This is a genomic window from Streptomyces sp. NPDC040589, assembly GCF_055594445.1.
The window spans coordinates 85264-112238 of record NZ_JBVIWP010000003.1 but is presented as its reverse complement, the minus strand read 5'-3'; the positions used below and the strand labels follow the sequence as shown (position 1 = coordinate 112238).

The 26975-nt window shown below is 71.5% G+C and carries 20 protein-coding genes, 1 tRNA gene and 1 pseudogene; 4 read left to right on the top strand and 18 right to left on the bottom strand.

Features of this window, described 5'->3' with window-relative positions; all coding sequences use genetic code 11:
* Window positions 1-63: 63 nt before the first annotated feature.
* Window positions 64-1509: an MFS transporter gene (locus ACZ58V_RS12995; protein WP_471290030.1), complete on the bottom strand. Its 1446-nt coding sequence runs from the start codon at window positions 1507-1509 to the stop codon at window positions 64-66.
* Between the two features lie 192 nt (window positions 1510-1701).
* Here ACZ58V_RS12995 and ACZ58V_RS12990 point away from each other — a divergent pair.
* Window positions 1702-1776 (top strand) — tRNA-Cys (locus tag ACZ58V_RS12990).
* A gap of 5 nt (window positions 1777-1781) precedes the next feature.
* Here the strand turns inward: ACZ58V_RS12990 and ACZ58V_RS12985 are convergent.
* A complete protein-coding gene (locus ACZ58V_RS12985; RefSeq protein WP_471290029.1) occupies window positions 1782-2270 on the bottom strand; it encodes a DUF6083 domain-containing protein in 489 nt (162 codons plus the stop codon).
* Between the two features lie 111 nt (window positions 2271-2381).
* Between ACZ58V_RS12985 and ACZ58V_RS12980 the strand changes: the two genes are divergently transcribed.
* A complete protein-coding gene (locus ACZ58V_RS12980; RefSeq protein WP_471290028.1) occupies window positions 2382-3233 on the top strand; it encodes an alpha/beta fold hydrolase in 852 nt (283 codons plus the stop codon).
* A gap of 14 nt (window positions 3234-3247) precedes the next feature.
* Window positions 3248-4091, top strand: a pseudogene (locus ACZ58V_RS12975) (MerR family transcriptional regulator).
* On the opposite strand, the gene ACZ58V_RS12970 reads toward ACZ58V_RS12975, so the two are convergent.
* The 10 genes from ACZ58V_RS12970 to ACZ58V_RS12925 all read right to left on the bottom strand — a co-directional run bounded on the left by ACZ58V_RS12970 (window position 4021) and on the right by ACZ58V_RS12925 (window position 17158).
* Window positions 4021-5187 carry an SUKH-4 family immunity protein gene (locus ACZ58V_RS12970; RefSeq protein ID WP_471290026.1) on the bottom strand — a complete coding sequence of 389 codons (1167 nt, stop codon included), beginning with the start codon at window positions 5185-5187 and terminating at the stop codon, window positions 4021-4023. The pseudogene ACZ58V_RS12975 and the gene ACZ58V_RS12970 overlap by 71 nt on opposite strands.
* 267 nt (window positions 5188-5454) lie before the next feature.
* A complete protein-coding gene (locus ACZ58V_RS12965; RefSeq protein ID WP_471290025.1) occupies window positions 5455-7764 on the bottom strand; it encodes a xanthine dehydrogenase family protein molybdopterin-binding subunit in 2310 nt (769 codons plus the stop codon).
* Window positions 7761-9863: a (2Fe-2S)-binding protein gene (locus ACZ58V_RS12960; RefSeq protein WP_471290023.1), complete on the bottom strand. Its 2103-nt coding sequence runs from the start codon at window positions 9861-9863 to the stop codon at window positions 7761-7763. Before ACZ58V_RS12960 ends, ACZ58V_RS12965 begins: the two co-directional genes overlap by 4 nt.
* Complete coding sequence (locus ACZ58V_RS12955) at window positions 9860-10753, bottom strand: FAD binding domain-containing protein (protein ID WP_468190368.1); 894 nt, start codon at window positions 10751-10753, stop codon at window positions 9860-9862. Before ACZ58V_RS12955 ends, ACZ58V_RS12960 begins: the two co-directional genes overlap by 4 nt.
* 260 nt (window positions 10754-11013) lie before the next feature.
* Entirely contained in the window at window positions 11014-12651 is a 1638-nt protein-coding gene (locus ACZ58V_RS12950; protein ID WP_471290022.1) for a beta-N-acetylhexosaminidase, read from the bottom strand.
* Between the two features lies 1 nt (window position 12652).
* Window positions 12653-13498 (bottom strand): carbohydrate ABC transporter permease, encoded by an 846-nt coding sequence (locus ACZ58V_RS12945; RefSeq protein WP_468190372.1) that lies wholly within the window; start codon window positions 13496-13498, stop codon window positions 12653-12655.
* On the bottom strand, window positions 13495-14391 hold the full coding sequence (locus tag ACZ58V_RS12940; protein ID WP_468190374.1) for a carbohydrate ABC transporter permease: 897 nt from the start codon (window positions 14389-14391) through the stop codon (window positions 13495-13497). The genes ACZ58V_RS12945 and ACZ58V_RS12940 overlap by 4 nt, the downstream gene beginning before the upstream one ends.
* 368 nt (window positions 14392-14759) lie before the next feature.
* Window positions 14760-16058 carry an extracellular solute-binding protein gene (locus ACZ58V_RS12935; RefSeq protein WP_468190376.1) on the bottom strand — a complete coding sequence of 433 codons (1299 nt, stop codon included), beginning with the start codon at window positions 16056-16058 and terminating at the stop codon, window positions 14760-14762.
* A gap of 216 nt (window positions 16059-16274) precedes the next feature.
* Window positions 16275-16556, bottom strand: a complete 282-nt coding sequence (locus ACZ58V_RS12930; RefSeq protein ID WP_010039914.1) for a DUF3039 domain-containing protein — start codon at window positions 16554-16556, stop codon at window positions 16275-16277.
* Between the two features lie 29 nt (window positions 16557-16585).
* On the bottom strand, window positions 16586-17158 hold the full coding sequence (locus tag ACZ58V_RS12925) for a YqgE/AlgH family protein (RefSeq protein ID WP_468190378.1): 573 nt from the start codon (window positions 17156-17158) through the stop codon (window positions 16586-16588).
* A 252-nt stretch (window positions 17159-17410) separates the two neighbouring features.
* On the opposite strand from ACZ58V_RS12925, the gene murA reads away from it, so the two are divergent.
* On the top strand, window positions 17411-18757 hold the full coding sequence (murA, locus tag ACZ58V_RS12920; RefSeq protein ID WP_382836577.1) for a UDP-N-acetylglucosamine 1-carboxyvinyltransferase: 1347 nt from the start codon (window positions 17411-17413) through the stop codon (window positions 18755-18757).
* Between the two features lie 315 nt (window positions 18758-19072).
* Here murA and ACZ58V_RS12915 read toward each other — a convergent pair whose 3' ends face one another.
* The 6 genes from ACZ58V_RS12915 to ACZ58V_RS12890 form a co-directional block, all read right to left on the bottom strand.
* A complete protein-coding gene (locus ACZ58V_RS12915) occupies window positions 19073-19354 on the bottom strand; it encodes an HU family DNA-binding protein (protein ID WP_003950507.1) in 282 nt (93 codons plus the stop codon).
* Window positions 19355-19644: 290 nt separating this feature from the next.
* Window positions 19645-21063 (bottom strand): NAD-dependent malic enzyme, encoded by a 1419-nt coding sequence (locus ACZ58V_RS12910; protein ID WP_189723976.1) that lies wholly within the window; start codon window positions 21061-21063, stop codon window positions 19645-19647.
* Window positions 21064-21418: 355 nt separating this feature from the next.
* Window positions 21419-23707: a HelD family protein gene (locus tag ACZ58V_RS12905; protein WP_471290020.1), complete on the bottom strand. Its 2289-nt coding sequence runs from the start codon at window positions 23705-23707 to the stop codon at window positions 21419-21421.
* Between the two features lie 60 nt (window positions 23708-23767).
* The gene (locus tag ACZ58V_RS12900; protein WP_468190384.1) at window positions 23768-24595 is read right to left on the bottom strand and encodes an anti-sigma factor family protein; all 828 of its coding nucleotides are present in this window, start codon (window positions 24593-24595) and stop codon (window positions 23768-23770) included.
* Complete coding sequence (locus ACZ58V_RS12895) at window positions 24595-25116, bottom strand: sigma-70 family RNA polymerase sigma factor (protein ID WP_010039908.1); 522 nt, start codon at window positions 25114-25116, stop codon at window positions 24595-24597. The genes ACZ58V_RS12900 and ACZ58V_RS12895 overlap by 1 nt, the downstream gene beginning before the upstream one ends.
* Before the next feature lie 373 nt (window positions 25117-25489).
* Entirely contained in the window at window positions 25490-26083 is a 594-nt protein-coding gene (locus ACZ58V_RS12890; protein WP_468190387.1) for a CGNR zinc finger domain-containing protein, read from the bottom strand.
* Window positions 26084-26975 lie beyond the last annotated feature (892 nt).

Here is a 26975-nt window from a genome sequence, read left to right as displayed (position 1 = left end):
CTCAACCGACCCGCGATCACGGAGATGTCCGTTTTCCCGGACTCACCACTCCCGAACCGGTACTCACCGCTCCCGCAGCCGCGTCGTCACCCAGGCCCCCACCAACGCCACCCCAGCCATCGGCAGGAACACGGCGGCGAAGGCGGCCGGATGGGAGCCGGAGGAGTGTGCGGCCGTGTGGCTCACCGCGCCTCCGCCGAGGGCTGCGAAGGCGGCTCCCCCGGCGGACAACAGGACGACGTTGGAGAGACCGTCGGAGATCTGCAGGGCGGCGGAGTTGGAGCCGGCTTCCGACGGGGCGGAGAGCTGGAGCAGGAGCACGCTCGTGGAGGAGATGACGAGCCCCATGCCGAGGCAGCCGAAGGCCCAGGCGACGGCCAGGGTCCAGACGGGCACGGAGTCGATCAGCACACTCGGCGCCGTGGCGATGGCCGCCGTCACCAGCAGCATCCCGACCGTCGTCAACCGCTCCCGGTACGACTCGAACCGCGGCCGCGACTGCACCCACGAGCCCAGCGCCCACGTCCCTCCGCCCGCGGCGAGCGAGAACCCGGCCAGGGTCGGACTGAGCCCGCGCTGGGTCACCAGCATCAGCGGCACGAACGACTCCGCGGCGATGAAGGACCCCGCGGCGACACCGCGCAGCAGCACGACCGACGGCAGCCCGCGGGCGGCCCGGTACGTGCCCTTAGGCAACAGCCCGAGCACGGCAGGCACCAGCAGGGCCACGCCCACGGCGCCGGGCAGGAGGGAGAGGGGGCGCAGATCCTGGGCGGCGTACTGGAGCAGCCCCGCGCCGAGGGAGATGGCCAGGGCGAGACGGATACGCCGACGGTCGAAGGACTTCGGGGCCGCCTCCCCGATCGGACCGCCCGCCCGGCGACGTATCTGCGGCAGCGCGAGCGCCAGCGGGAAGACGACGAGCACCGGAATCCCGACGAACACCCACCGCCAGCCCAGCTGCTCCGTCACCGTGCCGGCCGCGAGCGGACCGACGATCGACGGTACGACCCAGCTCGCCGCGAACGCCGCCATGATCGCCGGCCGCAGCCGCTCCGGATAGGCCCGTCCGACGACGACGTACAGCGCGACGATCACCAGCCCGCCACCGAACCCCTGCACGGCCCGCCCCAGGATGAACAGCCACATCACCCCGGCCGTCCCCGACAGCAGCAGCCCGGCCCCGAAGGAGGAGATGCCCACGGCCAACGGCCCGAGGGGCCCACGCCGGTCGGACCACTGCCCGGCGAGCACCATCCCGAACAGACTCGTGGTGAAGTACCCGGAGAACGCGAACGCGTAGAGCGACACCCCGTCCAGCTCCCGCGCCGCGACCGGCATCGCCGTCCCCACGGCCGTCGCCTCGAAGGCGATGAGCAGCACGACGGAGACGATCCCGACGCTCAACGCCCGATAGGCCCGCCCCAACACGGACTCCTCCGCCTCGGCGACCGAGGTGGCGTCGGTGGCGTCTACGACCTCTGGGTCACTCGGCTTGGGGACGGTCATGCCCGCCAGCGTAAGTTCCAAGCGGCACGTTGACCCCTGTCGCGAGACGGTGAACCACCCCGACCTTGGTCGTACGCCCCTGGCAGGACCCCCGCTCTGTGAACGCCGTATGGCAGTCCCATTGCGGCACACCCGATGCCCTTGAGCACCGCTTCCCCACCGACCTACGGTCAGTACATCGAGTTGGAACACGGCCGTGTGCCCGAGTGGTTCAGGGGCTCGCCTGCAAAGCGAGTTACGTGGGTTCGAATCCCGCCACGGCCTCCACAGCGTCAGCCGGCGTCCGGAAGCGGCTCCTGGCCGGCCTCCTCGTCGGCTTTTCGCCAAGCCCGGCGAGCGTTCTCCGCGCGTACGGCGTCCAGCCACCGCCAGAGGCCGATCTCCTCGAGTCTCAGACCGGGACAGGCGATCCGGTGCGGTACGCGGCATACGGCCCCGGGCGTGGGCTCGTCCGCGCGGCTGTTCCATGCCGTCCCGTTGGAGTCCACGTACCAGCGGTGCCAGGCGGGCACCATGTGCGCGGGGACCGGCATGTCCGGTTCGAGGAGGACGTGCCAGCCGTAGTAGGTGATGCGCCGATCGCCGACGAGCCCACAGTTGGGGCACACGGGCGGAGCGGGCGGCTCGGGACCGGTGGCGCCTTCCATCGCGGCCTGGGCCCGATCGGCCTTCTCCCACGGCTGCGGCACGCCCGGCGGCGCCTGCCGGTGTCCGTCGGGATCGGGTAACGGGATGATGCTCGACTCGGCTGTATCCCCCATGAATCGAGAATCAGGGGCTGCTCAGGACCGGGGTAGGGCGCAATAAGGGCGCAACGGGAGCAGTCGGGTGGGCAAGGAAGCAGGTCACCGCTCCGCTCCCCCGCCCTGCTGTTGACCCTGACGCACGGGCAACCCTCCAACCTGATCCGCATGACTGCCACAAGCGACAGCACCACACGCCACCTCACCGTTCAGCACGACGGCGTCACCATCCCGGTGTCCCGTGGCGGCCGGGGACGACCCCTGGTTCTGTGCCCGGGGCTGAACTGCACACAGGCCGACCTGCACGAGCTGATCGATCTGCTGCGGCGCGATCACGAGGTCGTGGTCTTCGATCTCCGGGGGCACGGGCTCTCCTCCGCCGCCGAGCGGTACTCCTTCGACGCGTTTCTGGGTGATCTCCGTGCCGTGATGGGGGAACTCGAGCTGCCGTCGCCGCCCTTGCTCGTGGGGTACTCCCTGGGCGCGGATCTGGCCGTGCACTACGCGGCCGAGTGTCCCGACGGCGTCGCCGGGCTTGTACTCATCGACGGGGCGAATCCGCTGCCCGAGCCGTTCGTCACCGACGTCGACCTCGCGGAGTTCCGGGAGATGGCGCGGCACGAGGCCATGCGGAAGGAAGGCAAAGAGCGAGCCCGTCGGGTAATGCTCAGTGCCCAGGAGATCTTCGAACTCGGCCTTGAGATGGATGTGGTGCGGGCCGAAATTCTCGAGCGCTACCGGAAGGTTGATGGAGCCGTGCGCATGATCATGTCGAGAGCGATCGCCGGCCGCAGCGGCGCGGGGCGTGCGCCGCGGCACAACCGGCTCTGGCGGGCCGGCGTCGAACGGCTCGTCCGGGAGCGGGCGAACGTCTCCGTCTCCTGGCTCGACGCCGACCACCGGCTGGTCTTCACCCACGCATCGGACATCGCCGAGATCATCCGGAGCGCACACCAGCCGGTCGGCGGGCCGGCCTCCTGAGCCAGACTGGGCCCATGCTGACGATCGGCGAGCTCGCGGCCTACGCCGGAGTGACCGTGCGCGCCGTGCGGCACTATCACGCCAAGGGACTGCTGCCGGAGCCCGAACGGGATCACTCCGGCTATCGGCGGTACGACGCCGGGGCCGTGGTGGAGCTGATCAGGATCCGGACTCTCGCCGAAGCCGGGGTTCCGCTGGCGCGCGTGCGGGAGTTGCTCCAGGCCGGGGAGGAGGAGTTCGCCTCGGCCGTCGCGGACATCGACGGGCGGCTGGAAGCGGAGATCCGGGTGCGGCAGCGGCACCGCGCGCGGATCGCCCGCCTCGCCTCGGGAGACAGTCTGGCGCTGCCCCCTGAAGTGGTCGGGTTCCTCGACCGGCTGCGGGCGCTCGGCGTCGACGAGCGGATCGTCCAGGCCGAGCGCGACGGCTGGATCCCGCTGGTCGCACACTCACCCGAGCGGGTGCCGGAGTGGATCGCGCGCAAGCGGGAGCAGATCGCCGATCCGGAGTTCGCCGACTTCTACCTGGCCTTGAGTGCGGCTCTCGGGTGGGGCGACGGTGATCCGCGGCTGGTCGAACTGGCCCCGGATGGCCGCCTACGTCACGAGGCTGGCCGAGGAGCGGGGCGAGGAATACGTCGGCGACCCGGGCGGCATCGAGCCGGAGCTCGCCGAGTTGATGGACGCGTTCGTCTTCGACACCGTGCCGTCCGCCCGTCGGCTCATCGAGCTGCTGAGGCAGCGGGGCTGGGCCGGCTGGACCAGCCTCCAGCCCGTGACCCCACGCCCTACAGGACCCCGCCCGCCTCGTCCCGAAACACATCCGTCCAGTAATGCCGCCCCGACCTCCCCGCCATGACCCCCGTGGGGTCGACCGCCGAGAGGACCTGGAGCATCGTCATGGCCAGCTGGTCGTACGTGTCGGTCGTCAGCTCGTGGTCCGACTGGGAGTCGATGGCGCGTTCGCGGTGGAGGAGCCAGAGGGTGAAGGCGAGGGTCGAGAGGTCCGTGTTCAGCGGGTACAGGGTCGCGTCGGGCTCGCTCCAGTTCAGGACCGCGCCCGTCTCGCCGTCGACGACCAGGCTGTTGTCGTCGACCAGGCAGCCGAGGCGTATCAAGTGGTGGGCGCGAGAAGGGAGTCGCGTCGGGACGTCCGCGTCGGCGTAGTACTCGGCCAGCGTCGCCAGTGGTACGTCCGTGTCCAGGGAGAAGACATGGGCGTCCTCGGGCAGGCCGGCCTCGCGGAGGAAGCGGCGGGTCGGCTCGTGGGTGAGCGTCGCGGGGAAATCGACGTCCTCGAAGCGGACCACCTTGCCGGGGCCGAACTCCTGGTCCAGCAGGCGGTGCGGGAGGTCCAGGGACAAGCCGGAAGCTCCGCCGCGGCCCGCGACGAGGGAGAGCGGGCGGATGAGGGCCGCCATCTTCCAGAAGGGGGCCGGTTCGCCGTCCGTGCCGTCCCGGAACACCGCCAGGAGGTGCTGGGACGCCTGCGCCACCGCCTTCGGGCCGTAGCGGCCCGCGTAGGACGCGAACTGGCCGCGCAGGCCCGCCAGTTCGTCCGTCGCCTCGGCGAACCGCACCAGGGTCCGCAGCGAGGGGGCCAGGGGGCGGCGGTCCATCAGGTCGGGGCGGTCGTGCAGGAAGGGCGTCGTCGAGACCTCGCCCGTCGCACCGTCCAGCAGGACCGACTCCGTCTCCAGGCCCCCGGGGCCCAGCAGTCCGCCTATCACCAGCTGCTCGCGCAGCTCCGCCGACAGCCGGTCCGCCGGATCGCCCGTCGAGTCCGCCACCGTGCGCAGGCCCTCCCGGCGCAGCTCGGCGAAGCTCAGCACGCCGTTCCCGGAGGGCAGTCCGGGGCCGGTCAGCCAGTGCCGCGTCGACGCGTGCGTCACCCACGGGTCCAGCTCGGACTCGGTCAGGGTGATCACCGCGGAACCGGCGTCGGTCGTACTCATGGGCTCCCCCGCATGTGCTTGCTCAGCGTCCCCTGGCGGAGCACGGCAGACCGCCCGGCCAGGCCCGGCAGCCGTCCCCCACTGCCCAGAACACTACGCCCCACCACTGACAACGCCCCGGAACAGCGACGCGCGCCCAGCGAGTTCAAGTCCAGCCAGTTCAAGTCCAGCGGCTGCGCGTCCACCTCACCAGACGCTCAGACCCCCTGGCGCGTTCCGTTCCCGCCGGAATCGCCTCCACGAGGACGGCCCCTTCCGGCAGGGACGTCAGGACCGTTCCGTGACCACCGCGGCCTGCGGGCGGATCGGCAGCCGGTTCACGGGGCGGCCCGTGGCGGCTCGTACGGCGGACGCGACGGCCGCCGGGGACGTCACCACCGGCACCGCGCTGACCGCCTTCGCGCCGAAGGGGGCGACCACGTCCCGTTCCTCGACCAGCTTGACGATGCGGATGTCCGGCGCGTCGAGGGCCGTCGGGAGGGCGTAACCGGTCAGGTCCGGGTGGCGGATCAGGCCGCGCGGGGTGCGCAGGTTCTCGGTCAGCGCGATGCCCACGCCCTGGGTCACGCCCGCCTCGATGCGGGCGGCCAGCTGGGCCGGGTTCAGGACCCGCCCCACGTCCTGGGCGACGGCCAGTTCCACGACCCGTACGGAACCGATCTCGATGTCGACGTCCACCACCGCGCGGATCGCGCAGAAGGACATGCCCACGAAGGCGTCGCCCTGCCCGGCCTCGTTCAGCGGCTCGGTCGGGTGCGGGCGGCACTGGGCGGTGGCCCACAGTTCCTTGCCGTCCAGCGCCTCGGTGACGGTCGTCGAGAGGACCCCGTCGTACGACGTGATCTTGCCGTCGTTGATCTGGAGCAGCTCCGTGGACATGCCGAACTTGTGGGCGAGCGGCTGGAGGAGCTGCGTACGGACCATCTTGGCCGCGCGCTCCACCGCACCGCCCGACACCCAGGTGTGCCGGCCGTGGCAGGCCGCGCCCGCCGTGGGCTGGTCGGTGTCGACCGGCGCCACGTGCACCTCGTCGACGCCGAGCGTCTCCTGGACGATCTGCCGGGCCAGGGTCGTGAAGCCCTGGCCGGTCTCGACGGCCGCGCACAGGACCGTCGCCACACCGTCCTGGACCTTGACGGTCGCCGTGGAGACCTCGTCCGCGCCCTCCGCGCCGAGCATGTGCACCATGCCCACGCCGTAGCCCACGCCCCGGCGCACCGCGCCCGGTTCGCCCGCGCCCTCGGGGCCGCCGGGCAGCAGCCACTCGTCCTCGGGGGTGTCCTTGGGCAGCGGCGGCAGCGGGAAGTCCCGTACGGCCTGGAGCAGTTCGGCGACCGGGGCCGGGCAGGTCACCGTCTGGCCGGTCGGGAGTACGTCGCCGGTGGCCATGGCGTTGCGCAGCCGCACCTCGGCCGGGTCGATGCCGAGCTTCTTGGCGATCTTGTCCATCTGCGCCTCGTAGGCGGCGCAGACCTGCATGGCCCCTTCGCCGCGTACGTGGCCCGACGGGGGGTTGTTGGTGCGTACGGCCCAGCCCTCGATGAAGGCGTTCGGGACGACGTACGGGCCGCAGGCGAAGCCCACGGCGGCGGCGAGGGCCTCGGCGGAGCTGTCGGCGTAGGCGCCCGCGTCGAGCAGGATCTGCGCCTCGACCTTCACGAGCGTGCCCTCGGCGTCCGCGTGGTGGCGGTAGCGCAGCAGGGTGGGGTGCCGGTGGGCGTGGCCGAGGAACGACTCCTCGCGCGTGGCCGTGAGCTTCACCGGGCAGCCGGTCCGCAGCGCCAGCAGGCCGAGCGGGAGCTGGAAGCCCTGGTCCTCGCGGTCGGCCGTGGCGCCGGGGACACCGGTGACGACGACCTTGACGCGCTCGGGCTCCAGGCCGAAGGCGGCGGCGGCCGCGTCGCGGTCGGAGTGCGGGTCGGTGGAGGCGAGGTACAGCTCCACGCCGCCGTCCGGGCGCGGTACGGCCAGGCCCGCCTCGGCGCCGATGGGCGCGGGGTCCTGGCGGCCGATGCGGTACAGGCCCTCGACGACGATCTCGCCGGCCGCGTCCGGGTCGCCGTGGTGCAGCGGGATGTGCCGGATCAGGTTGCCGTCGGGGTGCAGGGGCTCGGCCTCGAAGGCATGCTCCGGGTCGGTCACCGGGTCGAGCACCTCGTACTCGACGATGACGGCGGCGGCGGCCATGCGCGCGGTGTCCGGGTGGTCGGCGGCGACGGCGGCGATGGGCTCGCCGTGGTGGCGTACGACCTCGGAGGCGAAGACCGGGCGGTCGGCCGTGCCGCGGCCGTGGAACGGGCTGCCGGGGATGTCCTCGTGGGTGACGACGGCGCGTACGCCGGCCATCTCGCGCGCGTGGGAGGTGTCGATCGACACGATGCGCGCGTGCGGGTGCGGTGAGCGCAGCACGGCCGCCCACAGCAGCCCCTCGGCCCACAGGTCGGCGGCGTACGGGAAGGTGCCCTCCGTCTTGGCGCGGGCGTCCGCGGCCGGGAGGGAGACACCGAGGCCGTGCGGCAGCGGTTCGGGGGCGGGGGCGGCCTCCGCGGCCTGAGCGGTGGCTGCTTCGTTGCTCACGCGGGGCCTCCGTCCTGGCCGTAGGGCTGGTCGTGCGGGTCCGGGGAATGCGCGTCTTGGGAATGCCCGTCCTGGGCGTGCGCGTCCGGGGGCGATCCGAAGGCCGACGGGTGGACGCCGCCGGCGCCCGGGCCCGCCTGGCGCGGGATACGCGCCTCGTCGGTGTCGCCCGCGGCGGGCGCGGCGTGTGTCTCGCGTTCGGCGACGACGTCCTTCACGGCGTCGACCACGCCCCGGTAGCCGGAGCAGCGGCACAGGTTGCCGCAGAGCGCCTGGCGGGTCTCCAGCTCGGTGGGCGCCGGGTTGCCCTCCAGGAGGTCGTGCACGGTCATCGCCATGCCCGGTACGCAGAAGCCGCACTGCACGGCGCCGCAGCGCGCGAGCGCCCGCTGTACGTCCGAGGGCTGCCCGTCCTCGGCCAGGCCCTCGACGGTGCGGACTTCACTGCCGGCGGCGGTCACGGCGGGGACCAGGCAGGACGCGACGAGCCGTCCGTCGACCTGGACGTTGCACGCCCCGCACTCGCCCTGCGAGCAGCCGTCCTTGGCGCCGGCCAGCCCGAGCCGCTCGCGCAGCACGTACAGCAGGGACTCGCCGATCCACGCGTCGGTGACGGGCCGGTCGGTGCCGTTGACGCGCAGGACGAAGGAGGCGAGGGGGTGTTCCTCCTGCGGGAGGGTGGGTCCGTCCTGGGGTGCGGAGGCCTCGTCGTCCAGGGCACCGGAGGGGTCCTTCGGTTCCGGGGCGCCCGGGGCCTCGCTGTCGGCGGCCTCCGGTCCGGCGTCCGTGTCCGCGTCCGCCATGTCGGGGAGGGGCACGGCGACCGGCTCGGCGGGGCCGTCAGCGCCCTCTGCGGCGTCCGGGGCGTCCTCGGCGGGCCCGTCGGCCTCACCGGTCCCGGGAGCGGTCTGTGAGGCGTCCTGAACGGCCTCCGGGGGCACGGCGTGTTCGGCGTGTGCCTCGTACGGCTGGGCGGGCTCGGAGGGCGCGGGGTACTCGTCCGGGTGTCCGGCGGGGCCGGACGGTTCGGGTGCGTGGCCGGGTACGCCGGACGGCTCGGCCGCGTGATCGGCGCCGCGCTCGGCGCCGTGCTCGGCCCGGTGCTCGGCTCCGTGCTCGACTCGGTGATCGGCGAAGCCGGAGGGCTCCGATCCGTGGTCGGCGAAGCCGGACGGCTCCGGCGCATGGCCGAGCCCCCCGGGCTCAGCCGCGTGGCCGCTGCCCGGCGTCCGGTGCGTCGGGTCCGTCTCCTGCGGCAGGGGTCCGGCGGGCGGCTGCTCCGGGGCGTGCGCGCTCTGGTCCGGTGCGTACGCGGAGGGCGGTCCGGCGAGCCCCTGCTGCCCGTGCCCGTGGCCCTGCTCGTGTTCCTGCGGGTAGCCCGGCCCGGCCTGCTCGTGGCCCGGCGCGTCCTGCGGGACCTGCTGCCCCCACGGCTCGCCCGGCGCCTGTGTCGCCCACGGCGCGGGCGCGCCGCCCGGGAGCGTGGCCGGCGGGTTGCCGCCCCACTGCTCGACCAGCGAGGAGGTGGTGAACTCTCCCGACTCGTCCGGAAGGTCGCCCCCGGCGACGGGGATGGACCACTGCCCGGTCACGTCATGGCCGGGCGCGGGCTCCGCCGCCGCGGCCTCCTCGAAGTTCCACTGCCCGGTGGCTCCCGGGTTGTACGTGAACCGGTCGTCCCCGCCGTGCTGTCCCGTCCCGGGGTCGGATCCGTACGGCGTACCGGAGCCGTAGGGCGCGTCGGATCCGTACGGCGTGTCGGCCCCGTAGGGCTGCTCCGCGAGCTCGTGGCCCTGCTGCTGGTGTGCCGCGTGCGGGTCGTGCCACTGGGCGCCGTCGACGGGCGCGCCGGGCACCGGCCACGCGCTCGTGGCGGCCGGGTCGGTTCCGGCGGTCGTGGCGGGGTCGACCGTTATCTGCGGCGGTACGTAGCCGTGGCCGGGCGCGGCGAGGGGACTGTCGGCGGCCAGCAGGGCGTCGACGCCCCCCTCGGGCAGCTCGACGAAGGCGGTGGCGCCGTCGTCGTACTCGCCCTGGGGCAGCGGGTCCCAGCGGCTGCCGCCCCGGGGTGTGCCCTGTCCGTGCTGGTCCTCGGTCACGACAGCGCCCTCCCCAGTGCTCGTCGGGCCAGCGCGGCGACGGTGCGCCGCAGGTGCAGTACGGCGGGCGGAAGCTGCGGTACGGAGCCGTCCTCGGCCGGGGCCGCGTCGGGGATGCAGGCCGTGGCGACGTACTCCCCGAAGGCGTTGAGCGCCTCCGGAACGATCGCGCGGTTGTTGTCCCAGTCGATGAGCCGGCCGACCCATTCCTCGGCCTGCAGGGGCCGTAGCGCCATCGGCGCTATGGCGCCCACCGCGCAGCGCACTCCCCGGCGCGCGGGGTCCAGGACCAGGGCCACGGACGCCACGGCGCGCCCGGGGCCGGTGCGGCCGGTCGCCTTCAGGAAGACCTGCGGGGCGTGCAGCAGCGGCACGCGCACGTAGCCGATGAGTTCACCGGCGCGCAGCATGTCCATCCCGGCCAGCAGGTGCGACACCGGGATCTCCCGGCGGGCTCCGCCCGGGCCCGCGATGATCAGTGTCGCCTCCAGGGCCGCCAGGACCGGCAGCGCGTCACCGGTGGGGGCGGCCGAGGCGATGTTGCCGCCCAGGGTGCCCGCGTTGCGGATGTGCGGCGGGCCCGCGGCGCGCGCGGCGGCGGCGAGCGCCGGGATCAGGGCCGCGAAGTCGGGGCGTCCCATGCGCGCGTGGGTGAGGCCCGCGCCGAGCAGCGCGTGGCCGTCCTGGTACTGCCAGCCGCGGATCTCGCTGATCCGGCCGAGTCCCACCAGCGCGGCGGGCCTGAGCTGCCCGGAGTTGACGGAGGCCATCAGGTCAGTGCCGCCCGCGACGGGCACGGCGGCGGGCACGGCGGTGAGTGCCGCGACGGCCTCGTCCAGCGTCGTGGGCAGCGTGACGGCCTGCGCCGCCTGCGGTGCGTGCGTGGTCAAACCGGCTGCCCCTTCCCGCTGCCCCACCTGGTCCCACCTGTGCTGCCGTACGGTACGTGCTGACAGGGCGGACGTGGCAACTCTGGCACATCTTGGCGAGAGCCGAAGACACGGGTCCGCTAGGAGGCATTCGCCCACCTCATCGGGGAGATGGTCCGTTTTCGCACGGGTTCACCAGTGCGTACCGATTGGCACTTTCGGTGACCCTTGTGCGCATTTTCCGTGGCCTGTTCGAGCTGTTCGGTAGTCACGAGCAGGTCCTACCGGTGGGGCGGCGGGCCGTCGATCGGGCGCCCCAGCACTCCGGGGCGCCGCTGCCAGGGCAGCGGTCCGGCGGGGGGCCGGTAGGCGACGCCCAGGGCGTCGAGCCGCCGGTAGTGGGCCGTCATCCGGTGCTCGAAGCCGGTGAAGTCCCGTTCCGCCGGGGCGGGCAGGGCGCTCCAGGCGACCTCGGCGAACGCCGCGAGCCGGGGGAACGCCTGGTAGTCCACACGCGCGTGGTCCTCCATCACCTCGGTCCACAGGTTGGCCTGCGTGCCCAGCACATGCCGCGTCTCCTCGGGCGTCAGCTCCGGCGGCACGGGCTCGAACCGGTAGACGTCCTCCAGGGTGCGCACCCACCCGATCGGTACCGGCTCGTCGGGGCCCGGGTCCTGACGGTGGTCCAGATACACCTGCTGCTCGGGGCACATGACGACGTCGTGGCCGGCCCGGGCTGCGGCGATGCCTCCGGCGTAGCCGCGCCAGGAGGATACGGCCGCGCCCTTCGCCAGCCCGCCCTCCAGGATCTCGTCCCAGCCGATCAGCCGGCGCCCGCGCGTGGAGAGCCACGCGTCGAAGTGCCCGATGAACCAGGACTGGAGCTCGTCCTCGTCCGCGAGCCCGAGTTCCCCGATGCGCGCCTGGGCGGTCTCCGAGCGCCGCCACTGCTCCTTGGGGCATTCGTCGCCGCCGATGTGGACGAACTCCGACGGGAACAGCTCGAGGACTTCCTCGAAGACGCCCTCGTAGAAGCGCAGGGTGTTGTCAGTGGGGGCGAGTACGTTCGGGTTGATTCCCCAGGTGTCCCAGACGGAGAGGCTGTTGGTGTCGATGACGTCGGTGTTGCCGAGTTCCGGGTACGCGGCGATGGCGGCCTGCGAGTGGCCGGGTACGTCGATTTCGGGGACGACGGTGATATGCCGCTCGGCGGCGTAGGCGACGATCTCCCGGATGTCGTCCCGGGTGTAGTAGCCGCCGTGCGGCTTCTCCTCCCACAGCGGCGAGGCGCGGTGGCCGGTTTTCGTACGGGTCCGCCAGGAGCCGATCTCCGTCAGCCGCGGATGCCGCTCGATCTCGATGCGCCAGCCCTGGTCGTCCGTCAGATGGAAGTGGAAGACGTTGAGTTTGTGCGCCGCCATCAGATCGAGGTAACGCAGGACGCCTTCCTTGGGCATGAAGTGCCGGGCGACGTCGAGCATCAGGCCGCGCCAGCGGAATCGGGGGGCGTCCTCGATCGTGAGGTGCGGCACGGCCCAGTCGCGGTCGCGGCTGAGCGGGGCCCTGCGGTAGGCGTCGGGGCCGAGGAGCTGCCGCAGCGTCTGGGCGCCCCAGAAGACACCGGCCGCGCTGCCGCCCTCGACGAGGATGCCGTCGGCGTCGCTGACGAGGCGGTACTCCTCGGGGCCGAGTTCGGGGGCCAGTCGGAGCCTGATGCCATCGCCATCGCGGTCGCGGTCGGCGTCGTCGGGTTCCCGTCCCTCGTGGAGCGGCAGGCCGGTGGCCTGCCGGAGGGCCGTGCGCAGCCAGTGGCCCACGCCCTCCGTCCCGGGGCCGGCGCAGAGCCGGGAGTGCGCCGTCAGCCGCACCTCGCCGGAGCCGGTGGCGAGGCTGCGGGGTGCCGGAATCAGATCGGTCACGTCAGTCCTTCACCGCTCCGCCCAGTCCGGAGACCAGGCGCCGCTGTACGAGTACGAAGAAGACCAGGACCGGGATGGTCATCACCGTGGAGGCGGCCATGACGCCGCCCCAGTCCGGGTCGTCGGGCTTGTAGAACACCAGCAGCGCCATGGGCAGCGTCGACTGGGAAGTGTCACTGATGATGAACGACTTGGCGAAGAGGAAGTCGTTCCAGGCGGAGATGAACGAAAACACGCTGGTGGCCACGAGGCCCGGCAGGACGAGGGGGAAAAGGATCTGCCAGAGGAATCGCGCCCGGCTCGCCCCGTCGATGTAGGCGGCCTCCTCCAGCGCCTCCGGGACGCCTTTCACGAACCCCCGCAGCATCCAGATCGCGAAGGGCAGCGAGAAGGCGATGTGGGGCAGGATCAGCGAGCCGAGGGTGTTCAGCTGGCCGAAGTCCCGCATGAGGAAGAAGAGGGGGATCGTGAGGGCTTCCACGGGCACCATCTGGGCCACCAGAAACATGATCAGCAGGGTGGTCCGGAGGCGGAAGCGGAATCGGGTCACGGCGGTCGCGGCGAGAAACGCGATCAGCGCGGAGGCGATCACGACACAGCTCGCGACGACGAGGCTGTTGAGGAAGTAACGGCCGAATTCCTGCTGCCCGAAGACACGCCGGAAGGAATCCAGGGAGGGCGCGAGAGTCCACGGCCGGGGCTCGCTCGACTCGATCTCCCCGGCCGGTTTGAAGGCGCTGAGCACCATCCAGTAGAGGGGGAAGGCGACGACGACCGCGATCAGCAGGGCCGAGACCTCGGCGGCCAGCCGTCCCGGGCGGCGGACACGGGCGCGTAGAAAGTTCACAGTTCCTCCCCCTGCCGGCGCAGCAGCCGCAGGTACACCAGCGTGACGGCGAGCAGGATCAGCAGCATCACGACGCCGATCGCCGAGCCGAGGCTGTACTGCGAGGACGCGAACGCCTGCTGGTAGGCGTAGACGTTCAGGACCATGTTCTGGCCCGCGATGCCGCCGCCGTTCGTCATGACATAGATCTGGGTGAAGACCTTGAAGTCCCAGATGACCGACTGGATGGTGACGACGACCAGGATCGGCCGGAGCATCGGGGCGAGTACGGAGCGCCAGACGCGCCACTGCGAGGCGCCGTCCAGGGCGGCGGCCTCCAGCACCTCGCCGGGTACGGCGCGGATCCCGGCGTACACGGTCACCATCACGAACGGGAAGGAGCACCACACCACTTCGAGCAGGACGAGGAAGAAGGCGCTGAGACGCCCGTACGTCCACGAGTGGTCGCCGAGGCCCAGCATCCGGTTCACCGGGCCGAAGTCCGGGTCGAAGAGGAACAGCCAGACGGTGGAGCCGGTGACGGCCGGGGTCGCCCACGCGCCCAGCGCGGCCAGCATCAGCGCGAGCCGCGGTACGGCCCGCACGCGCGTGAGGAGCACGGCGAGGGCGCAGCCGACCGCGAGCGTGGAGACGACGCAGGCCGCCGCGAACAGCAGGGTGGCGAGCAGCACCTGCCAGAACTGCGGGTCCCCGAACAGCTCGGCGTAGTTCGCGAACCCCTGGAACGTGGTCGGCGCGCCGCCGCTGACCTGGGCCTGGGTGTACTCGAAGAACGAGATCAGGCCGAGTTGATAGATCGGGTAGACCAGCAACCCGCCGAGCACGACGAGCGCGGGCGCGAGGTAGAGCCAGGGCGTCCAGCCGCCGGAGACCCGCGAGTTCCTGCCGGACACGGCTCGCCGCGAGCCCGCCCGGCCGTTCCGCGTCCCACCGGGCCCCTTGCCCGAGGGCCTCCCCGCCGAGCCGCCGCCATACCCTGCGCGCCCCTGGCCGGAACCGTCCGACACCGGCCCGACCGGGCTCGGGGCGGACGCGGGCACACTCGCGGGACCGGATGCAGTACGGGCACCGTGCGCACGAGCCTCGCCGGATCCGCCCCGGGCCGGGTCGGCCGGGTTCGCGGGAGCGGGTGCGGACGGCGTACGGGCACCGTGCGGCCTGGGTTCGGCTTCGCCTGGGGCCGTGTCGGCCGAGTCGTTCGCGGCCAGGCCGGACCCGGCCGGGTCGGCTTGCGCCGGTTCGGTGCGGTCGTTCATCCGGGTCACCCGGCGGAGCCGAACGCGGCGTTCATCTTCTTCGCGGCGTCCTCGGAGGCGGCGGGCACGTCCTTCTTGCCGGCGATGACCTCCTGGAACATCGTCGGCAGGACGAGCGAGGAGTCGATCTGGGCCCAGGCGGGTGAGGCGGGGACGAACTTGGTGCCGGCCGAGAGCGTCTGCACGAAGGGCTTCACGAACGGCTCCTCGGTCGCGACCTGCTGCCGTACGTCCGTGAAGGTCGGCAGGAAGCCCATCGCGCCGAAGAGTTCGGTCTGCGTCTTCTTCGAGGCGAGCTGTTCCATCAGCTCGACGGCGAGCGTGCGGTGCGAGGTGCTCTTCAGGACGCCGATGTTGTTGCCACCGGCGAAGGCGGGAGCGATCGAGCCGGACTTCACACCCGGCAGCGGGACGACGGCGTACTCGCCCTTGACCTTCCCGGCCTCGACGGCGGTGTGGCTGAAGTCGCCGCCGATCGCCATCCCGGCCTTCCCGGCGGCGAAGGCGGAGATCGTGTCGTTGCCGCCCATGCCCGCGCACTTGGCGGCCGGACAGTTGTCGTCGCCGAAGAGGGACGTGTACGCCTTGATGCCCTTCTGGGCCTGAGGGCTGTCTATGCCGGAGGCGTAGGAACCGCCCTTGCCGTTCGCGAGTTCACCGCCGTTGGCCCAGACGAACGGCATCGCGCCGTAGGTGTAGGCGCCACCGACGACGAGCCCGTAGAGGTCGGGCTTCGCGGCGCGGATCGCACGGGCGGTGGAGGCCAGTTCGTCCATCGTCTTCGGGGGCTTCAGACCCAGTTCCTCGAAGACGTCCGTGCGGTAGTACAGGGCGCGGACTCCGACGTAGAACGGGGCGCCGTACATCTTGCCGTCCACCGTCACCGACTGCTTCGCGGTCGGGTCGGTGTCCTTCGCCTCGCTCCAGTCGCCGAAGTCCTTCGTGACGTCGAGGAGTCCGCCGTCCTTCACATAGCCGGCCGTGTCGGTGTTGCCGTACTCCATGACGTCGGGAGCGGAGGCGGGGTCGTTGAAGGCGGCCTTGACGCGCTGGGCGCGGGTGTCGATCGGGATGTACTCGACGTTGACCTTGGTGCCCTTGTGGGCCTTCTCGAAGTCGGCGACGACCGAGTCGACGACCTTCTCCTTGGGGGTGTTGCCGACCTCCTGGAAGAGCCAGACACGCAGCGCGCCGGTCTTCTCGTCCTTGTCGGAGGAGGAGTTACTGGAGGTCTGGGGCGCGCAGGCGGTGGCCAGCAGGGCGGCGAGCGCCGTGAGCCCGGCAAAACGGACGGACAGCTTCATGAAGTGCTCCTCCGAGGGAGTGTTGCAACATGCGCAATGAAGGTTTCGCTGTGCACAACACATCGGAGGCTAGGGACTGCATGAACGCGACCACAAGAGGTCTCAACCACTCTGTGACCGGCTGAAGCGTCCCGCGCAACGCCCGGACAGCACAAAAGCCTCCAGGGCGCGCAAAACGCACCCTGGAGGCCTCAGGTCACACGGGCCGGGCGCCGACTACTTGTCGCCCTTGCCCTTGTCGTCGTCGCCGGAGCCCATGGACTCGTAGATCTCCTTGCACATGGGACACACGGGGTACTTCTTCGGGTCGCGGCCCGGCACCCACACCTTGCCGCACAGCGCCACGACGGGGGTGCCGTCGAGGGCGCTCGCCATGATCTTGTCCTTCTGGACGTAATGGGCGAAGCGCTCGTGGTCACCGTCACCGTGCGAGGTCTGCGGCGTCGGCTCTACGAGGGTCCCCGTACCAGTCCCGCGCTCGGGCTCGAGAGTGCTCATAGGCCCCAGGGTACTGAAGCTCACACGCATCAGTTGAGCGAAGGGTCGTCCGGATACGTCGCCACCATCGCCAGCTCGCCCCGCTGACGGCGCAGGACCTCGCGCCAGAGCCGCTCGGGACACGGGGACGAGACATCGCCGGGCTCCGACTCCACGACGTACCACGCGCCGTCCACCAGCTCGTCCTCCAGCTGGCCGGGGCCCCAGCCGGCGTATCCGGCGAAGATCCGCAGGGAGCCGAGGGCGGAGGCCAGCAGCTGCGGCGGGGCCTCCAGATCGACCAGACCGATCGCGCCGTGCACCCGGCGCCAGCCCAGCGGGCCGGCCTCCCCGGACGCGCCGCCGGGGACGACCGCGACCCCGATGGCCGAGTCCAGCGAGACCGGCCCGCCCTGGAAGACGACGCCGGGCTCGCCGGCGAGGTCGCCCCAGCCCTCCAGGATGTCGTTCACATCCACCGGGGTGGGGCGGTTGAGGACGACACCGAGGGAGCCCTCCTCGTCGTGGTCGAGGAGCAGCACCACCGCGCGGTCGAAGTTCGGGTCCGCCAGGGCGGGGGTGGCCACGAGCAACCGCCCTGTGAGCGAGGACACCTCGGTCATGGCAGACATGATCCCGCATCTTCCCTCCGCGTGGGGAGGCAATGGGGGGACGCGAGGGCATGCAGCTCAGGGCGCACTGATGCGTCGTGCGCGCACGAAAGCGACCGTGACCCCATGTGCCCGGCACGGAACAGTTCGTGTTGTGACAGAGCTATGACGTGTCTGGGTCTGACTCAGGCTTACAGAAGGGGGGTGGTGGGCGATTACCCTTTCCCTTCTGGCCCCTGCCCGACTCCACGGAACGCGAGATTCATGACCGTCAACGGCACTGAAGACGTACTGCTTGTCCACGGCGGAACCCCGCTGGAGGGCGAGATCCGTGTCCGCGGTGCGAAGAACCTCGTACCGAAGGCCATGGTGGCGGCGCTGCTGGGCAGCGCTCCGAGCCGGCTGCGCAATGTTCCGGACATCCGTGACGTACGGGTCGTGCGGGGTCTGCTGCAGCTGCACGGTGTGACGGTCCGTCCGGGGGACGAGCCCGGCGAACTGGTGATGGACCCGACGCGCGTGGAGAGCGCGAACGTCGCTGACATCGATGCCCACGCCGGTTCGAGCCGCATCCCGATCCTGTTCTGCGGTCCGCTGCTCCACCGCCTCGGCCACGCCTTCATTCCCGGCCTCGGCGGCTGCGACATCGGCGGCCGGCCCATCGACTTCCACTTCGACGTGCTGCGGCAGTTCGGCGCGCGCATCGAGAAGCGGGACGACGGGCAGTACCTGGAGGCGCCCCAGCGGCTGCGCGGTACGAAGATCCGGCTTCCGTACCCGTCCGTCGGCGCGACCGAGCAGGTGCTGCTGACGGCGGTCCTCGCGGAGGGCGTCACGGAGCTGTCCAACGCGGCCGTCGAGCCGGAGATCGAGGACCTGATCTGCGTTCTGCAGAAAATGGGCGCGATCATCGCGATGGACACCGACCGGACGATCCGCATCACCGGTGTGGACAAGCTCGGCGGCTACACCCACCACGCCCTGTCGGACCGGCTGGAGGCCGCGTCCTGGGCGTCGGCGGCGCTGGCGACCGAGGGCAACGTCTACGTCCGCGGCGCGCAGCAGCGCTCGATGATGACGTTCCTCAACACCTTCCGGAAGGTGGGCGGGGCCTTCGAGATCGACGACGAGGGCATCCGCTTCTGGCACCCCGGCGGCCAGCTCAAGTCCATCGCGCTGGAGACGGACGTCCACCCCGGCTTCCAGACCGACTGGCAGCAGCCGCTGGTGGTGGCCCTGACCCAGGCCACGGGCCTGTCCATCGTCCACGAGACGGTCTACGAGTCCCGCCTCGGCTTCACCTCCGCCCTGAACCAGATGGGCGCGCACATCCAGCTCTACCGCGAGTGCCTGGGCGGCTCCGACTGCCGCTTCGGCCAGCGCAACTTCCTCCACTCGGCCGTCGTCTCGGGCCCGACCAAGCTCCAGGGCGCGGACCTGGTCATCCCCGACCTCCGCGGCGGCTTCTCGTACCTCATCGCGGCCCTGGCGGCCCAGGGCACGTCCCGAGTCCACGGCATCGGCCTCATCAACCGCGGCTACGAGAACTTCATGGAGAAGCTGATGGAGCTCGGCGCGAAGGTCGAACTCCCCGGCAAGGCGCTGGGCTGACCTCACACCAGCTCGACACCCACCCGACCGACGCCCGGGGCCATCCCCCCGGGCGTCAGCCGTAGTCACCAGCACGGCGCTCGGCCCGTGCCCGCCTGAGGCACAACGCCCACCCGGCTGGGGGTCCGGGGGTCACCCCCCGGGCAGGCACAGCATGGAGAAGCTGATGGAGCTGGGCGCGAAGGTCGAGCTGCCGGGCAAGGCGCTCGGATAGCACGCGCAGTGACGCCAAAGGGGCGGCCACCCGGTTCGGGTGGCCGCCCCTTTGATGTCACTCACTGTGGTTCGTACGCCGTCGGCGTACGAACGCCAGGGTTACTTGCCCTTGGCGGCTTCCTTGAGCTTCGAGCCCGCGGAGACCTTCACGCTGTAGCCGGCGGGGATCTGGATGGGCTCGCCGGTCTGCGGGTTGCGGGCGGTGCGAGCGGCACGGTGGGTGCGCTCGAAGGTCAGGAAGCCGGGGATCGTGACCTTCTCGTCGCCCTTGGAGACGATGTCGCCGACGACCTCGGCGAACGCGGCCAGCACGGCGTCGGCGTCCTTGCGGGTCACCTCGGCGCGGTCGGCCAGCGCGGCCACCAGCTCACTGCGGTTCATGTTGTTACTCCCGTGTTCATCTTGCCGTTGAGGCGTCAGATCGAAGCCGATGCTGCCAGGGTCCTCCGTGAGTCCCCGGACCGGGTCCGTCGTCAGACCCTCGCGCCCAGAGACGCATCCTGCCCCTACCTGCGGCGGGAAAGCCAATCCGGCACCCGCACGTGTCGTGAGTACACCCTTCAGGAGTCACACGAAAAGAGGGCCTGAGCCTGGCCGCCACGATAGGGCTCCGCTGCTCACAGAGGTCCTGCGACGCGCCGTTACCCGCGCTGCCGTGGGGATACTCACAGTCAGAGGGCCGACGCCCCCACCGCCTTGGCGGCCTCCCGCACGGCCCCGGCGACCGCGCCCGCGACCTTGTCGTTGAAGACGCTCGGGATGATGTAGTTCGGGTTCAGCTCGTCCTCGGTCACCACGTCCGCGAGGGCGGTCGCGGCGGCCAGCATCATCTCGGTGTTGACCGTGCGGGACTGGGCGTCCAGCAGACCGCGGAAGACACCCGGGAAGACCAGCACGTTGTTGATCTGGTTCGGGAAGTCGGAACGGCCGGTCGCGACAACGGCCGCGGTCTGGCGGGCGATTGCCGGGTCGACCTCGGGGTCCGGGTTCGCAAGCGCGAACACGATGGCACCGTCGGCCATGGCGGCCACGTCGTCGCCGTCGAGGACGTTCGGGGCCGAGACGCCGATGAAGACGTCGGCGCCGCGCACGGCCTCCTTGAGCGAGCCCGTGAGGCCCTCGGGGTTGGTGTTGTCGGCGATCCAGCGCAGCGCGGAGTCCGGGGCGGCGTCCACCAGGTCCTCGCGGCCGGCGTGCACGACGCCGTGGATGTCGGCGACGACGGCGTTCTTGACGCCCGCGGCGAGCAGCAGCTTCAGGATGGCCGTACCGGCCGCGCCCGCGCCGGACATGACGACGCGGATGTTCTCGATCGCCTTGCCGGTGACGCGAAGTGCGTTCGTCAGGGCGGCGAGGACGACGATCGCGGTGCCGTGCTGGTCGTCGTGGAAGACGGGGATGTCGAGGGCCTCGCGCAGCCGGGCCTCGATCTCGAAGCAGCGGGGGGCGGAGATGTCCTCGAGGTTGATGCCGGCGAAGCCCGGGGCGATGGCCTTGACGATCTCGACGATCGCGTCGGTGTCCTGGGTGTCGAGGCAGATCGGCCAGGCGTCGATACCGGCGAACCGCTTGAAGAGGGCCGCCTTGCCCTCCATGACGGGCAGCGCGGCCTTCGGGCCGATGTTGCCCAGGCCCAGCACGGCGGAGCCGTCCGTCACGACCGCAACGGAGTTGCGTTTGATGGTGAGGCGGCGGGCGTCCTCGGGGTTCTCGGCGATCGCCATGCAGACGCGGGCCACGCCCGGCGTGTAGACCATGGACAGGTCGTCACGGTTGCGGATGGGGTGCTTCGACGCCATCTCGATCTTGCCGCCGAGGTGCATGAGGAAGGTCCGGTCCGAGACCTTGCCCAGCGTGACGCCCTCGATGCCGCGGAGTTCCTCGACGATCTCGTCCGCGTGCGCGGTCGACGAGGCCGCGATGGTGACGTCGATACGGAGCTTCTCGTGACCGGATGCGGTGACGTCGAGGCCGGTCACCGAGCCTCCGGAGGACTCCACGGCGGTGGTGAGCTGCGAGACGGCGGTTCCGCTCGCGGGCACCTCCAGCCGGACCGTCATCGAGTAGGAGACGCTGGGCGCCGTTGCCATGGCCGACTTCCTCTGCTTTCACCTGATGCTGAGATGTGCGGTCCGATCGTCGCACCTACCGCTGGGTAGCTGGTAGCCGCCTCCGATTGCGAACTTTTTGTTCGCGGAACAGGCCAGCAAAAAGAGACCCACGTCACGTCCGACGTGGGTCTCTGCGTAAGTCAGGTGGCACCGACCCGCCATGCTCGCCTCGCGGCAAGTGGTCGCTCGTAGCGACGAAGGTTGGGCCCGGGGGCTTGGATCGGGCCGGTGCCACATCCAGGCTAACAAACAGATCCCGTAAGGCCATTCCCGTACCGGGAGTTCATTTCGCGGACAAGTGGGTATCGGGCCGCGGTCCGTCAGAGGGCCGGGATCAGTCCCTCAGCAGGTCCGGGACTCCCGCCGCGTCGGGCTCGTCCCGCTCCGCCGAGACGACCGTGAGCTGCTGGGTGGCGCGGGTCAGTGCGACATAGAGCACACGCAGTCCGGCCGGGGACTCGTCGGCGATCTCCGCCGGGGAGACCACGACCGTCGCGTCGTACTCCAGGCCCTTCGCCTCCAGGCTGCCCAGTGCCACCACTCGGTCGCCGAGCCCGGCGAGCCAGCGCCGGGCCTCCGCGCGGCGCTGCATGGCGACGACCACGCCGACCGTGCCGTCGACGCGCTCCAGCAGCCGGGCCGCCTCGTCGCGGACGGTCTCGGCGAGGGTGTCCTCGACGACCGTGAAACGAGGCTCGACGCCGGTGGAGCGGACGGCTTTCGGGGACTCGGAGCCGGGCATGGCCAGGGCCAGCACCTTCGAGGCCAGGTCGGCGATCTCGGCCGGGTTGCGGTAGTTCACGGTGAGCTGGAAGCGGCGGCGCGGGCGGGTGCCGAGGGCCTCGTCGCGGGCCTGGGCCGCCTCGTCCGGGTCGGACCAGGAGGACTGGGCCGGGTCGCCGACGACCGTCCAGGTGGCGTGCCGGCCGCGGCGGCCGACCATGCGCCACTGCATCGGGGTGAGGTCCTGCGCCTCGTCGACGATGACGTGCGCGTACTCGGTGCGCTCCTGGGCGAGTCGCTCGGCCCGCTCGCGCTGGGACTCCTCGCGCACCGGCATCAGCTCCTCCAGGCCGGTGAGCTGGTCCAGCGGGTCGAGCTCGCGCTTCCTCCGGGGGCGGGCGGGGGCGCCGAGGATGGCCTGGAGCTCGTCGAGCAGGGCGATGTCGTGCACGGAGCGGCCGTCGCGCTTGAGGGAGCGGGCGACCTTGCGGACCTCGCCGGGGTTGAGGATCCGCCGGGCCCAGCGTCCGAGGCGCCGCTCGTCGGTCATGGCGTCCAGGACGGCCGCCGGGGTCAGCTCCGGCCACCAGGCGTCGAGGAACGCGATGAAGGCGTCCTCGGAGGTGATGTCCTCGTCGAAGGAGGAGCGCAGCTCGGCGGCCAGCTCCGGATCGCTGTGCCGGTTGGCCGAGCCGGACTGCTCCCACAGGGCGTCCAGGAGCAGCTTGCGGGCGCGCGGGCGCAGCAGGTTGACGGGGGCGGTGCCGCCGAGGGCGGCGCGGCGGATGCCCTCCAGTTCTTGAGCCTCCAGCTCCAGGCGGCGGCCGAAGGCGACCACGCGCAGCCGGGTCGGCGCGTCGTTCATCTCCAAGGCGCCGCGGGCGGCCTTCCGCAGCACCTTGAGCATGCGGTACGAGCCCTTGGCGCGGGCCACGGACGGGGCGTCGTAGAGCGCGGCCTCGTTGCCCTCGACGAGTGAGCCGATGGCGCGGATGGCGACCTGGCCCTCCTCGCCGAGGGAGGGCAGCACGCCCTCGGTGTAGGCGACGAGCAGCGGGGTCGGCGAGACGATCAGGATGCCGCCCGCGTACCGGCGCCGGTCCTGGTAGAGGAGGTAGGCCGCGCGGTGCAGGGCCACGGCGGTCTTGCCGGTGCCGGGGCCGCCCTCGACGTAGGTCACGGAGGCGGCGGGGGCGCGGATGACCAGGTCCTGTTCGGCCTGGATGGAGGCGACGATGTCGCGCATGGTGTGGCTGCGGGCCTGGCCGAGCGCGGCCATCAGGGCGCCGTCGCCGATGACGGGCAGCTCGTGGCCGTCGAGGAAGGCCGTCAGCTCGGGGCGCATCAGGTCGTCCTCGACGCCGAGCACCTTGCGGCCCTTGGAGCGGATGACACGGCGGCGGACGACGCGGCCGGGGTCGACGGGGGTGGAGCGGTAGAAGGGGGCGGCGGCCGGGGCCCGCCAGTCGATGACCAGCGGGGCGTAGTCCTGGTCGAGGACGCCGATGCGGCCGATGTGCAGGGTCTCGGCGATGTCGGCGGTGTCGCCCTCACGGACCGCGCCCTCGGCGGGCTCCACCGCTGTGTACGCGCCGTCGGGGCCCTTCTTGCCGTCCTTGCCGGTCAGCAGGTCGATACGGCCGAAGAGGAAGTCCTCGAACTCGTTGTTGAGCCGGTTGAGGTGGACGCCGGCCCGGAAGACCTGCGCGTCCCGCTCGGCCAGTGCGCCGGGCGTGCCGACCTGGCCGCGCTGGGCCGCGTCGTTCATGAGGAACTCGGCCTCGTGGATCTTCTCCTCGAGGCGTCGGTACACCCGGTCGAGGTGTTCCTGCTCGACGCTGATCTCGCGGTCTCTCAAGGAGTCATCGAGCGCGGCTTCCTGCTGAGCCTGAGCGGCCACCGGGCCCCCTTCTGACGTGCATGGCAGCCGTCTACCGTACGCGAAGGGGACCCCGAAAGGCTACGCGTCGACCTCGACCAGGCGCTTGCCGTCGAAGGTCACGATCTCGAAGTGGTCGATCTCGTTGGGCTGGAAGGCGGCGCCCCCCTGGACGTACAGCGGTTCCTTGGCCTTCTCGGTCGTGGCGTCCGGGATGCCGTAGCCCCAGTTCGGGACGGACCAGGAGGAGAGGGTCTCGCGCTCGCCGTTCTTCCCGACCGCGACGAGGGCGCACTTCAGCGGGCCCTTGAGGTTCTTCGCCTCCAGGACCATGCCGGTGCCCCAGTCCTTCTTCTGGAGGGCGACCGTCGCGGTGACCTTGGTGGTCGGGTCGGTGGCCGTGATCTTGTCGGAGATGCCGTTGAAGGCCTCCTTGGCCGGGCTCGCGGCGAGCGGGCGGTTCTCCGCGCCCCCGCCGTCGCCGCCGCCGTTCGTCGCGACCGCGACGAAGGGACCGCCGACGATCAGCGCGGCGGACGCGGCCACCATGTAGAAGCTGCGGCGGCGCTTCTGGGCGCGGCGCTCGGCGACCTCGTCGACGAGCTTCTCCACCAGGCGCGGCCGGGGCTTCGCGGACAGCGACTCGCCGATCGCGGGCGTGCCGGAGCCGGGCAGGTCGGCGAGGGCGGCGAGCATCGGCTCCATGCCGGCCAGCTCGTCGAGCTGTTGGGCGCACCATTCACAGCCCGCGAGGTGGGCTTCGAAAACGGTTGCTTCGGCGTCGTCGAGGATGCCGAGGGCGTAGGCGCCGACGGTCTCGTGCTCGTTCGGCACCGGGGATTCCTGCATGGGTCCTGACATACCCATGCCTCCCGTACCGAACCCTTGGTTACCCCCGTAAACACTCATCACGCCGTCACCCCCCGCTCCTCCAGTGCGAGCTTCATCGAACGCAGGGCGTAGAACACCCTCGAGCGGACGGTTCCGCTGGGTATGCCCAGAGTCTCGGCCGCCTCATTGACGGTACGCCCCTTGAAGTACGTCTCGACGAGCACCTCCCGGTGGGCGGGGGTCAGGTCGTCGAGTGCGTCCGACAGAGTCATCAGCCACAGCGCCTTGTCGATCTCGTCCTCCGCGGGGATGACCTCCAGCGGCGACGGGTCGACCTCCTGCGGCCGGGCCTGCCGGCTGCGGTGGCCGTCGATGACGATGCGCCGGGCGACCGTCACCAGCCAGGGGCGTACCGATCCGGTCGCCCGATTGAGCTGACCGGCGTTCTTCCAGGCACGTATGAGGGTCTCCTGCACGACGTCCTCGGCGCGCTGCCGGTCTCCGGCGACCAGTCGCAGGACGTAGGCGAGCAGGGGTCCGGCGTGTTCTCTGTACAGAGCACGCATCAGCTCCTCGTCGGGTTCCGAGGGCTGGGACATGCGATGTCGGGCCCTCGGTGCACGTTCATTGGCCACGACGGAATCCTTGCGCACGCCCACCTCCGGTGTCCGGGGGTTCCCCCAGTCGGTCGCTCCACATGCCGTACGGAAGCGAGCGGTTGGGCGTTCAAGGAGACGTGACAGATTTCTTCGAGGTGACGTGACGAGCTGGACATGGGGTCACATTCCCACCCCGCGATCTTCACATTTCTGCCACATGAGCAAGATCAAGTCAGGACTTCCCTACGGTGGCGTAGGTAAACGGTATGTAATCGAAATCACTTCGACAGCGCGTTCGCATAAGTGTCTTTTAGGGCGCGGGAATTGAGTGCAGTCACCACGCAACGGCCTTGCTGTGGTGGGCAAATGGGACTTAAGTCCGTGCGAGTGCCGCGCGGCGGCGATGCCGGGCGACTCGTTCGCGGTTCCCGCAGACCTCACTTGAGCACCAGCGCCTCCTGCGTCCCCGGGAGGTGTCGAGGTACACGATCGGGCAGTTGTCGCCCTCGCACTGGCGCAGGGCCGCGCGGGCGACGGGGTCGGTGAGCAGGTCCACGGCGTCCCGGGCGACGGCGGCGAGCAGGGCGGCGCAGTCGGGTGGGCCGTCCAACTGCCGTATGAGCTCACCGTCTCCGTCGCGGACGGCGCGCGGGGCGGGGGGTGCGGGAGTGGCCAGGTCGTTGACGCGCGCGAGCGCGAAGTCGTACGCCCGCGCCCGGGGCACCGACCAGCCGCGCACCAACCTCCCGACCTGGTCGCGCAGTTCACGGAAGGCGGCCGGCCAGGCGGCGTCGGCGTGGGCCAGGACGGTGTCCGCCGGGACGAGACCGGAGCCGGTGATCCAGGCGCGCAGCACGGCCACGGAGTCGAGCCGCTCCTCCGGGTGCGTGGTGGAGAGCAGATCCAGGCAGATCCGCCCGGCATCGAACCGCAGCTCGTACGGGGCCGTGGCCGTACCCAATGCCATGTGCCTGTCACCGCCTAGGGGTTCACCCCGGTCGCGAGAGGGCCGGTGAGATGCCAGTGAGAGGGCTGGGAATCCGTTCCCTCATACAGTGCCTGCCCACTCCCCCGCCGGAAACCCCTCGGCACGGGCCTGACGCGACCGGCCGTCCCGCCGGGGTGGGCGTTCCGGCCGGGGGCCGGTGTACGGGTGCGCACGCCGGTACCTCCGGGGCGGCTCGCGCAGCGGCCACGCACGCCGGTGCGCGAATCCGGCCGCGGCCCGGCCTCCTACGCCGGGTGCCTCCAGCCCGACCGCCGACGCAGCCCTGCACACCGGTGCCTCAGCCCGGCGCGCAGCCCAGCCCCGATGCCCTCGTCTCAGTCGCAGCACAGCTCATCCGCCGGTGCCCCCAGCGCTGCCGCGCACCGGCGGCTGCCCGGCGGGGGCGGGGTCGACTGTCGTCGTCGGCGACGCCGGCGGGGGCGGGGTCGACTGTCGTCGTCGGCGAAGCCGGCGGGGGCTGTCGGGCGGTCGCCCCCGGAGGGAGACCCCCTCAAGGGGCGCCCCGGGGAGGACCGTCAGCGGTTCGGCCCCCCAGAGAGCCATCGGCATGCCTGGATGCCGTCCGCGACATCGCCCGGGCAGACCATCGGCGGGCGGGGCACCGGAGGTGACTCTCGGCGGTCGCCCCGGACAGAGATACCCAGCGGTCGCCCCGGGGAGAACCCTCAGCACTTCGCCCCCCAGAGAGCCATCGGCATGCCTGGATGCCGTCCGCGACATCGCCCGGGCAGACCGTCGGCGGGCGGGGCACCGGGGTGACTCTCGGCGGTCGCCCCGGACAGAGATACCCAGCGGTCGCCCCGGGGAGAACCCTCAGCACTTCGCCCCCCAGAGAGCCATCGGCATGCCT